Source organism: Endozoicomonas sp. SESOKO4 (genome assembly GCF_024606275.1).
On sequence record NZ_JAHHPS010000676.1, the window covers coordinates 1 to 11,892 of the forward strand.

Annotated in this window: 6 protein-coding genes; all 6 read left to right on the top strand. The window is 49.0% G+C overall.

Features of this window, described 5'->3' with window-relative positions:
- A partial coding sequence (locus KDK16_RS13155) for a hypothetical protein (RefSeq protein ID WP_257276475.1) occupies window positions 1-660 on the top strand: 660 nt, incomplete at its 5' end.
- A 252-nt stretch (window positions 661-912) separates the two neighbouring features.
- Window positions 913-2,865, top strand: a complete 1,953-nt coding sequence (locus KDK16_RS13160) for a hypothetical protein (RefSeq protein WP_257276476.1) — start codon at window positions 913-915, stop codon at window positions 2,863-2,865.
- Window positions 2,866-3,037: 172 nt separating this feature from the next.
- Window positions 3,038-4,837 carry a hypothetical protein gene (locus tag KDK16_RS13165; protein ID WP_257255386.1) on the top strand — a complete coding sequence of 600 codons (1,800 nt, stop codon included), beginning with the start codon at window positions 3,038-3,040 and terminating at the stop codon, window positions 4,835-4,837.
- A gap of 15 nt (window positions 4,838-4,852) precedes the next feature.
- A complete protein-coding gene (locus KDK16_RS13170) occupies window positions 4,853-7,033 on the top strand; it encodes a hypothetical protein (RefSeq protein ID WP_257276477.1) in 2,181 nt (726 codons plus the stop codon).
- Window positions 7,034-7,303: 270 nt separating this feature from the next.
- Window positions 7,304-9,535 carry a hypothetical protein gene (locus tag KDK16_RS13175; RefSeq protein ID WP_257255384.1) on the top strand — a complete coding sequence of 744 codons (2,232 nt, stop codon included), beginning with the start codon at window positions 7,304-7,306 and terminating at the stop codon, window positions 9,533-9,535.
- Between the two features lie 138 nt (window positions 9,536-9,673).
- Window positions 9,674-11,824, top strand: coding sequence for a hypothetical protein (locus KDK16_RS13180; RefSeq protein WP_257255383.1), 2,151 nt, complete (start codon window positions 9,674-9,676; stop codon window positions 11,822-11,824).
- Window positions 11,825-11,892: the final 68 nt, after the last annotated feature.

Sequence of the window (11,892 nt, forward strand, 5' to 3'; positions counted from 1 at the left end):
TTTCACAAAAACCGATACCACTGCGAGCCAAAAATCTGTGGCGAGGTAATGATCGGTGATAATGGCCAGCCTCAGCCATGCCGAAAGGTCTGCAAAAATGCCAAAGCTCTGTCGGATCACAAAAGCAGGGCACACTGCGGGCCAAAAACCTGTGATGTAATCGTATTCGGAGAGGATGGCCAACAGCGACCATGTGGGACAATCTGCAGGAATCCCGGAGCCTTGTCGGGTCACAAAAGCTCATACCACACTGGGAAAAAAAGCTGTGATTTAACAGTGATCGGGGGGGATGGCCAACCGAGGCCATGCGGCAAGGTCTTCAAGAATGCCGGATCCCTGTCGAGTCACAAAAGCATATACCACACTGGGCAAAAAACCTGTGACGCAGCAGTGATTGGAGAGGATGGTCAGTCGAGGCCATGCGGTTCAATCTGCAAGGATGCCGGGGCCCTGTCGGTTCACAAAAGGGCATTCCACAGCGGGCAAAAAAACTGTGATCTCAGAGTGATCGGGGAGGATGGCCAGCAGCAACCATGCGGAAAACTCTGCAAGAATGCTAAAGACCTTTCTCAGCACAAAAGAAGACACCGAAAGCGTAAGCCTGTTGATAAAAATCGAGACGATGATTTGAGTCCTCAAAAAAGTAAAGTGAATAAGTAACGATCTGATCAGACACCCGTTATTTCAGGAGGGGTTAGCAATTTTTTGCGGAGCGATAAGGGGTAATCAAAAGACAATGTTAACCTAAAGAGATGCTACGGCTATTCAGTGGGTTTTACACGAAAAATAGACTTATTATCCTGATCTATCCCTCCTCTCTAGTCACCAGAATGCAAGGATAGAATTATTAAACATTCACCCTTTATGACACCTCTGCTGCTCCTGTTGTCCGTCATCTGCCAGGCCGAAGTGTTGACAGAACGTTATATTGTCATGCCTGAACAGAAAACAACTTCTCCAAACCAGAGTTTTTCTATAAAGTATGGCCGCTATACACTGTCAGACAGAGCATCAGATATTACCGACACAAACGGCTATTCAGAATCAGGTTCGCCAACTGATGACAAACGACAGAGAGCTTGCGATTACAGGACAAAAACGCCCCCTATTGAATCAATTTCGTGGCAGTGGCTTTGCGCCACTGACCTGCTGTTTGCTTACGAACTGATTCTGCCCCCCAGAGATGGCCCACTATGCGCCACTCCTTATTCATGGGTACCTCTCCAGGCGGTTGTCACTGTCAGTTGGCTTCTGAAAAACTATTGGAACTCCGATTCACCACTGTTTAACCCCACTGAACAACTTAGCCTGACTGATCGACAAGAGATGAGTCAGAATCAACCATTTGCGGGCATTATTCTAATGCCTGGCTCTGGACAAGCCCGAGCATCAGGCCAACCATCAGAATCATCCGATCGGGGAGCTCCAAAAGCCATCAGTCACCTTACCGTCTCTTTCACCAGTCCCACGGATTTTGGCTCCAGCGGCGGTAATAGCGGCCCTCTACCACACCAACATACTTTGGATATTAATTGTTTCGTGCATCCCTGTCATGGCGTTTGTAGTTTCCGACTATCATTCGATAGCAATGAACCCGCTGAATGGCCACTGAATTACGGGCAGAGTTCATGCCCGCATTTGGCCAGTGGATACTGTTTTAGTTGCATGGGTCATTATGCCCCTTTACTCAATGCACGCTCCCAACCATACCCATCGCTGGATCTCCCTGATATTCAATTTCAATGCAATTCCAGAGAAGTATCTGAGCCACAGCCTTACGGCATTGACGTGAACAGAGACAATAGCTGCCACTCTGTAGACAGGGTTCCCTCAGAATCAATGAGAGCAGGAGACCCCTTTACAACTGATGCTAACCGGCAAAAAACCTGTAAAGTGATAGTGATTTGGGAGGATGGACAGCCGCGACCATGCGGAAAGATCTGCAGGAGTGCTCAAATCCTTTCGGTTCACAAAAGCAGATACCATACCGGACAAAAAACCTGTGAAGTGTCAGTGATCGGCGAGGATGGCAAGCCGCGACCATGCGGAAAGATCTGCAGGAATGGTCAAGTCTTGACGGATCACAAAAGAAATGAACACAGCGGGCAACAAACCTGTGGCGTAACCGTGATCGGGAAGGATGGCCAACAGCGACCATGCAGGACAACCTGCAAAAATGCTAAAGCTTTATCAAATCACAAAACCAGAATCCACAGCAGGCAAAAAGCCTGTGACGTGAACGTGGTCGGAGAGGATGGTCAGCAGCAACCATGCGGGAAACTATGCCAAAATAATGGAGACCTGATTAATCACAAAAGGAATGTCCACAGCGGGCGACGAACCTGTGACGTAGCCGTGGTCGAGGAGTCCGGCCAGCTGCGGCCATGCGGAACGGTCTGTAAAAGTGCCAAGTCCCTGTCGAACCACAAAAGAAACGTCCACAGCGGGCAACGGACCTGCCAAGTAACCGTGGTCGGGGAGGATGGTCGGCAGCGATCATGCGGAAAGGTCTGCAAGGGTGTTCAAGCCCTCTACAATCACAAAACAAGAGACCACAGTAAGCAAAAAACCTGTAATATAACCTTAGCTGGGGAAAAGGCTCAGCAGCGACCATACGGGAAGATCTGTAAGAATGCCAGGGCCCTGACAGATCACAAAAGCAGCGACCACCGCGGGCAACAAACCTGTGACGTGACCTTGGTCGGGAAAGATGATCAGCCGCGGCCATGCAGAAAGCAGTGCATTGATGCACAAGTCCTATGGGATCGCAAAAGAGCACATCGAAAACGCAAGTCCAGTGATTTGGACCGGAACGATAACTCCAGTCCTCAAGAAGGAAGAGTGAATAAGAAACGACTGATCTGACACCGGCCCTTTCATGAGATCTCCCTCCCAAAAGACAACGATCGTTTAAATAGTGCAGCAACACTTCATTGGTTTTTGAAAGAAAACGCCCTTATTTTCTTGGTCTATCCTTACTCCCTGTCAACCAGAAGGCAAGGATAGAATTATTAAACTTTCCCTCTTTTCGACTTCGATGTTGTTGCTACTGTTGTCACTACTTGCGTCATCTGTTGTCTGTCAGGCCGAACTATTTACAGAACGCTTTCTTGACGAGTTCGAACAGAAAACGGGGTCTCCAAACCAAAGCTTTTCTATAAAGCGAGACCGGCATACACTGTCAGACAGTCCAACATATATTGCCGACACAAACGGTTATGCAGGATTAGATTCGCCACCAGACAACAAACGAAAAAGATCTTGTGGTTGCAACACAAAAACACCCCTTATTGAATCGGTTTCGTGGCAATGGCTTCAAGTCACTCACCTGCTGATTGGTTACCAACTGATCCTGACTACCAGAGACGCCCCTCTGGGCACAACCTCATATCCATGGCTTCCCATAGGAGTGGTTGTCGCTATCGGTTGGCTTTTGAAAAGCGATTGGAAACCCGATTCACCGCTATTTGACTCGATTGAACGACTCAACCTGATTCAACAACAGGGGGCGAGCCAGAATCACCCGTTGGAGGTCATCGCTACTATGCCAGCCCCTGAACAAGGCCAACCACAATACCAGTTACCAGAATCATCGGGGCAGCAGGCCCCGGAAGCCACCTACCGCCCTATAGGCTATTTCACTCGTCTCTTGTATTCTGACCCTGATGACGGCAACGAAGGCCCTCAACCAAACCTGCATACTTTGGGTTTAGATTGTTTTGTCCATCCCTGTCATGGTGTTTGTAGTTTCCGACCACCATCCGGTAGCGGAGAGTCTGCTGAACTGCACTGTGAGCGGTCTGATGCTTCGATAAAAACTCCAGAGTCGATGCCAGAAATAGAAACCGCTCAGTCAGGAACTCCCGGACAAAGCTCATGCCCCCATTTAGCCGATGAACATTGCTTTAATTGCGTAAGCCATTTTGATCCTGCAAAAGCTTCACAGTCCCGGGAAAAATCACTGTTTGCATTATTGAGTGAACTCACTGACGAACAATTCCCGTACCATTACGACCAACTATTTGAGTCAGAGCCGGATGACAGTACTGGAAATCCGGCCAATAGCTGCAATTATATAGACGAGTTCGCCGCAGGCGGGGTCGCCAGTACGCCGGAGAATACGTTTTCCACCGCCAATGGTTTTGAGTTCATTCATGGGCCACTCGATTCATGTAGTCTTCTCGAAGAAGCGGGTTTTTCCCCTACGCCAATAAACACACTCACCTCAGTGAAAACTTCAGAAACACAATCAATAACCACTGAGTCACATCAATCAGATCAGTGCCAACCTTCTCTTTTCCAGACAAGTGCATCAGAAACTCTGTCGGAGCACAAAAACAACACCAGAGAAAGCGTCTGTGATGTAACCGTAGTCGGGAGGGAAGGCCGGCAGCCATGCGGGGTGCGCTGCAGGAACCCTCAATCACTTTCATCTCACAAGAGTAGATATCACACCGGGCAAAAAATCTGTGACTTAACCGTGATCGGGAAGTATGGCAAGCAGCAGCGATGCGGGCTGCTTTGCGAGAATGCCAGAATTCTGACGGATCACAAAAGAAAAGAGCACAGCGGGAAACAAACCTGTGACCGGGTCGTGATCGCGAAGAATGGCCAGACGCGTTCATGCGGGAAAATCTTCAAGAATGCTCAATCTCTATCCTCTCACAAAACCAAATACCACCCAGGGCAACGAACCTGTAAAACGATCGTGTTCTGGAAGAATGGCCAGCCGCGTCGATGCGGGATGGTCTGTTGGGGTGCCAAAACCTCGTCGGAGCACAAAAAAACACATCGGGAACGCAAGCCTGATCATACAGATCAGGACGATGACCTTTAACCTTGAGAATGTAAAGTGAATATGTCCGGGCCCAACCAGGGATTTATCAGCGCTTCGATGGGTTTCCAGAAAAAAACGCTCTTATTTTCTTGGTCTATCCTTCCTCTCTGTCAACAAGAATACAGGGATAAAATCATTAAACGCTCTCTCTTTGCGACACTACTGTTGTTGCTAGTGTTATTGCTATTGTTGTCTCTGCAGTTGTTGTCTGTCGCCTGTATGGCCGAATCATTGACAGAACCTTTTATTATCGAGCTTGAACAAACAAACCAGAGCTTTTCTATAAAACGTGACCTGCGTGTACTACCAGATAACCCGTCAGACATTACCCACACAGAAGACTACGCAGAATTAGATTCAACGCCCGATGACAAACGCCATAGTACGGGTGGAAACAAGGCAAGAACGACTATTATTGTGTCGATTTCGTGGCAATGGCTTTACGTCACTCAGCTGCTGGCTGGTTACGAACTGATCCTGAAAACCAAAGATGTCCCTCTATTCCCGGCTCCCTACTCATGGGTACCTGTAGAAGCGGTTGTTGCTGTCGGCTGGTTTTTAAGAAGTTACCGGAACTCCGATTCACCGCTGTTTAACCTGATTGAACATCAAGAGGCAACATCTATGCTGAAACAGAGGGATTTCCCATTAACAACTATCACAATGATGACGGGTTCAGGAGATAACCAACAACACGAGCCATCAGAATCATCCGGCCAGAGAACCACGCAAACCACCACTTGCCACAGGCGCTCTTTCACCAACCTCTTTTATTCTGGCTTCGGCGGCTATTCTGGCTCCGGCGGCGGCAGCCCTCTACAGCACTCACATACTTTAGGTTTAAATTGTTTTGTCCATCCCTGTCATGGCGCTTGTCAATTTGGACCACCATACGACGGATCAGGGTCGGCTGAATGGTCTCCGGATAGCATAGAACACTCGTACACTCATTTCACGAATGGACCAAGCTATGATTGCATAGGCCATGCTGGCCCTTTAAAAGCTGAACAGCCCGAAGAATATTGGATTTCCAAAATATTGGATGATTTTTTTGAAAGTGCTCCCCCATACCATCACGACCAACTGTCTGGACCACATCCTCATGATATTAATCGTGACCCGTCCAATAACTTAAACTGTACAGGCTCGATAAGTGCAGGGGCCGCGCATACAATTGCCCCTTCCGGGCCACTCAATCATTGCCCGCCAGCGTTCCGGAACTTGCCTTTCAACAACACTGATGATTTTGGGTTCATTAATGAGCCAGCCGATCCATGCAGGTATCCCGAAGAAATCGAGCTCTCCTTAATGCCTCTCCCCCCCTTTTCCTTAATGGGAACCTCAGAAACACAACAAACAACTTCCGAATCACCTCAATTGGGCCAGCGACAACTTCACCCTTCACAAGCGGGCACAGCAAAGCCCCTCCCGGATCACAGAATCAGGGATCACTCCGGGTACCTTACCTGCTACGAAACCGTGGTCGGTGATGACGGCCAGTCGCGGCCATGTGGAAAAGTCTGCAAGAATCACAAAATACTGTCAGCTCACAAATACAACTATCACTCCGGGCAAAGAACCTGTGAAACAACAGTGGTTGGGGAAGGTGGCCAGCAGCGGCCATGCGGGAAGGTCTGCCAGAATAGTCAGGCACTTTCGTCTCACAAAGTCAGAGCACACACCGGAGAACGATCCTGTGAGGTGATAGTGACCGGGGAGGATGGTCAGCCTCGGCCATGCGGGAAGATTTACAAGAATGCTGCAGCCCTGTCGAGTCACAAAAGCGGAAAACACACCAGGCAAAAAACCTGTTTCGTGACCATGATCGGGTGGGATGGTCAACCGCGGCCATGCGGAAGAATCTGCAAGAATGCTCAAACTCTGGCGAGTCACAAAAACCTATATCATAGTGGACAAAAAACCTGCGACATGACCCTGATCGCGGAGGATGGCCGGCCGCAGCCATGTGGGAAAGTCTTCATGAATGGCCAATCTCTGTCGGACCACAAGAGAGTGCATCACAGCGAGCAAAAAACCTGTGACTCAGCCGTGGTCGGAGAGGATGGCCAGCTGCGACCATGCGGAAAACTCTTCAAGAGCTCTAAAAACCTTTCGGCACACAAAAGAAGTCATCGAAAGCGCAAGCCCGTGGATGAGACCCCGGGTAATCCAACCTCAGAAAGGCCAAGTGAATAAGTAGCGATTCATCTGACGCCCACCCTTTTATGAAGGTTAGGCGGTTTTTCCAGAACGACTCAGGACTACCAAAAGACATTGCTCGTTTAAATGGACTTGGCAAAACTTCAGTCATTAACTGACGGTGGTTAATGCCAGAAAAAAAAGCAGATGGGCACAGCCTTTGGTATTTTTTTGCCCTGTGCAAAGCTTTGGTTTTTAACAGAAGGTTTCTGACAGAAAAACTCTCTTATTGTTTGGTCTATCCTTCCTCTCTACCAACTAGAATGCATGTGTAGAATTATTAAACGCTCACTCTTGTCTGCAATGCTGGTACTGACACTGCCTGTCGCCTGTCAAGCTCAACCTTTGACAGAATGCTGTATTGTCGAATTTGGACGAAATGCAGTTTTTCCAAACCAGAGCTTTCGTATAAAGCTTGACCATCTCAGACGTTCGGATAATCCGTCGAACATTGCCGAAACAAACAGTTATGCAAGTTCAGATTTTCTAGCTGATAACAAACAAAAGATACATGGCTGTTACAGTGTCCCTCCCGCCCTTATTGAGTCGATTTCGTGGCAATTGCTTTATGCCTCCACCCTGCTGGTTGATTACGAACTGATCCTGAACACCAAACATACCCCCGTAAGCTCCACTCCTTATCCCGGGTTGCCTGTAGAAGTGTTTGTCGCTGTCAGTTGGCTTTTAAAAAACTATTGGAACTCTGATTCACCGCTTTTTACCCTCACTGAACAACAAGAGGTGGGACAGGATCACCCGTCTGCGGCCATCACTACAATGCTTGGCTCAGGCCATAAACAACCACACCAGCCATCTGAATCATCCAGCCAAAAAGCCCCGGGAACATCCACCCACTGTATAGGCTCATTCACTGGCTCCCTGAGTACTAACTATGGCGACGATAACAGCGGTCCTCAACGACACCTGCATACTTTGGGTTTAAATTGTTTTGTCTATCCCTGTCGTGGCGTTTGTAAACTCAGAAAATCATCCGATAACACAGCACCCTCTGAATGGTCGCTGAACTTCGTAGAAAGTTCGACAGGCCACACAGGAGCACTACATGATCAAAGCTCATGCCCCCATTTAGCCAATGGACAGTGCTTTAGTTGCATAGTTCATGCTGATACCGTTAACGCTACGCTCATGATGAGTGCCGGAACAACCTATACAACCAATCTTGCCGAGCCACTCAATGATGATGCTTTAATGCTCTGGAATTTGCCTTTCAACGCTGATGACTTGATGACCACTGGCAGGCCACTCGATCTGGGTGGTAGTCTCAAAGAAGTCGGGATTCCCGTTACCCATTCAAAAACGCAGCAAAACGCCACGGAGTCATCCCGATTGGCTCAGAGCGAACCTTATCTTTCCCGGACAGTCACAACACAAGCGCAGCCGAATAACAAAAACATATACGACAAAAAACATATAATATGCAACATAACATTGGTCGGGAAAGATGGTCAGCAGCAACCATGCGGGAGGGCCTTCAGCAATGCTCAATCCCTGTCATGTCACAAAAGCAAATACCACACCGGGAAAAAAACCTGTAACGTGACCGTGGTTGGGAAGGATGACCAGCAGCGACCATGCGGAATTGTCTTTAGGAATGCTTGCGCTCTGGGGAATCACAAAAGAAGCTTCCATCGCAGGCAACAAAAATGTAACAGGACAGTAATCGGGGAGGATGGCCAGCAGAGGCCATGCGGGACTGTCTGCAAGAACCTTAAAGGCTTGACGGACCACAAAAGAAGATACCACAGCGGGCAACAAACCTGTAACGTGACTGTGATCGGGAAGGATGGCCAGCAACAGTCATGCGGTAGGGTCTACAAGAATATTGAGGTTCTTTCGGTTCACAAAAGCTCATGCCACAGCGGGCAAAGAACCTGTGACGTAACAGTGACCGGAGAGGATGGCCAGGGGCGACCATGTGGAATGGTCTGCAAGAATGTTAACGCCCTATGGGAACACAAAAGAAAAGAGCACACCGGGCAACAAACCTGTGACATAACCTTAGTCTGGGAGAATGGCCAGCCACGGCCATGCGGAACGATCTGGAAGTGTGCCAGAGCTCTGACGGATCATAAAAGAAGAGCTCACAGCGGACAAAGAACCTGTGCCATAACCGTGGTCGGCAAGGATAACCAGCCGCGGCCATGTGGGAAGATCTGCAAAAGCGCCAGAACCCTGACGGATCACAAAAGAAAAGCCCACACCTGGCAACAAGCCTGTGACGTGACTTTAGTCGGGAAGGATGGCCTTCAGCAGCAATGTGGCAAGTTCTGCAAGGATGCTCAAGCCCTCTCGAATCACAAAAGCAAAGTCCACAGCGGACAACAAACCTGTGCCATAACATTGGTCGGAAAGGATGGCCAGCAGCGGCCGTGCCAGAAGGTCTGCAAGAATATTCAAGCTCTGGAAGATCACAAAAGAAGACATCGAAAGCGCAAGCTCGTTGACAGGGAGCAGTACGATGACAAAGAACCTCAATAAAGTAAATAAGAACGATCTGATCTGCCCTCCCCTTCATTAAGGCTTAACGGCTTTACCTGAGTGGCCCGGGGATTTCAAAAAACACACTTATTTTCTTGATCTATCCTTCCTCTCTGTATATCAGGACGCAAGGATAGAATGATTAAACACTCACTCTTTGCGGTAACATTGTTGCTGCCATTGTTGTTTTTTGTCGTCTGTCGGGCCGAACCGTGGACAGGACGTTTTACTGTCGAATTTGAAGGGAAAACAGGCTATCCAAACCAAAGCTTATCTACAAAGCCTGATCAGCAAAGATTGCCAGACAACCCATCAGACATTGCCGATACAAACGACTATGCAGAATCAGATTCGCTGCCTGATGACAAACCATCAGGAACTGGCGGTTACCGGGCAAAAACGACCATTCTTAAGTCGTTTTCGTGGCAATGGCTCCACGCCACCCCCCTCCTGCTGGGTTACGAACCAATCCTGACTACCGGAGACGTCTCTCTGCGCGCCACCTCATATTCATGGTTCCCTCTGGAAATGTTTGTTGCTCTCGGTCGGTTTTCAGAAAGCTACTGGAATCCTGATTCAACGTCGTTTAGCCCAATCGAACAAAAAGAACCGAATCAGGATCACCCGTTTGCCACCCTCATCGTAACGTTTAGTTCTGGACAAGACCAACAATCAGGCCAGCCATCAGAATCATCGGGGCAGCAACTCCCGGGTGCCATCAGCCACCACACAGGCAATTTCATCAGCCTCTTGCATTTTGACTCTGACGACGGTAGCGAGAGCCCTCAACAACTCCTTCATACTTTGGGTTTAAATTGTTTCGTCCATCCCTGTCATGGCTTTTGTCAATTACGGCTAATATCCGATAACAGAGGGCCCGCTGAATGGCCGCAGAATTACACAGAAAGCCTGTGGCCCCATTTGTCTGATGGAGAATACTTCAATAGCGAAGGTCATTTTTATCCTGTAAACACGATACAACCAATGAGTGCGGGAGCCCACTATTCAGCGCCCCCTGCCGAGCCTCTCAACCTGCATCATTTTTCCAAAGAAGGCGGGCTTTTCTTTTCGCTTCCCCATTCAGAAATACAACAACAAACCTATAAACCATCCCAATCGGGTCAGAGTCAAGCTCATCTTTTCCGGGAAGGTTCAATAGCAGCCCTGTCCGATCACAAAAGCGAATACCACACTAAACAACACATTTGTGACATGACAGTAGTAGGGGAAGATGGCCGGCAGCGACCATGCGCTGAGGTCTGCAAGAATGCTGATGCCCTGAGGGGTCACAAAAGAAAAAAACACAGCGGGCAACAAACCTGCGACGTGGCAGAAATTGGGGAGGATGGTCAGCCACGGCCATGCGGGAAAGTTTACAAGAATGCCGGAGTACTTTCAGCTCACAAGAGCATATACCACAGCGGGCCGAAAACCTGTCAAGTAAAAGTGATTGGGGAGGATGGCCGGCAGCGGCCATGCGGGATGATCTGCATCAATGCTAAAACCTTGTTGGAACACAAGAGAAGAAACCACATGGTGCAACAAACCTGTGACCTGACCGTAATCGATGAGGATGGCCAGCTGCGGCGATGCGGTATGGTCTGGAAGAATGGTCAATCCCTGCGATATCACATAAGAAAAGACCACACCGGGCAACAAACCTGTGACACGACAATGATCGGGGAGGATGGCCAGCAGCAGCTATGCGGTATGGTTTGCAAGAATGCTCAAGCTCTGATCTATCACAAAAGAAAACTCCACACTGGGCAACGGACCTGTGACGTGGTGACCGTGCCCGGAGAGGATGGCCAACGGCAGACATGTGGGATGATTTGCAGCAGCGCCAAAGCCCTTTCGGATCACAAAAGAAAAAATCACAGCGGACAACGAACCTGTAACGTGACTGTGGTCGGGGAGAATGGTCTGCATCAATCGTGCGGGAAGGTCTGCAAGAATGTCAATGCCCTGACAGGCCACATAAGAAAAGTCCACAGGGGGCAACAAAGCTGCTTCGCAATAATGGTCGGGGAAGATGGTCAGCAGCGCTCATGCGGGAGGGTCTTCAAAAATCCTCAGGCCCTCTCAGATCACAAAAGAAGATACCACACCGGACAACAAAACTGTGACGCGAGGGTGGTCGGAGAGGATGGCCAGCAGCGACCATGCGGCAAGGTGTGCAAGAATGCCAAGGCCCTGACGGAACATAAAATAAGACATCGAAAGCGCAAGCCCGTTGAATCGCAGCAGGAGGATGGCCTTGGTCCTCAAAAAAGTAAAGCGTACAAGTAAGGATCTGATCTCTTTGACATCCTCCCCCACTGATTCAAGAAATCAGTGGGGGATTCCCATGGGGGCGC

Coding starts and splice junctions, on each gene's coding strand:
- KDK16_RS13165 (WP_257255386.1), top strand. CDS start 3,038: ATGTTGTTGCTACTGTTGTCACTACTTGCGTCATCTGTTGTCTGTCAG.
- KDK16_RS13175 (WP_257255384.1), top strand. CDS start 7,304: ATGTGTAGAATTATTAAACGCTCACTCTTGTCTGCAATGCTGGTACTG.
- KDK16_RS13180 (WP_257255383.1), top strand. CDS start 9,674: ATGATTAAACACTCACTCTTTGCGGTAACATTGTTGCTGCCATTGTTG.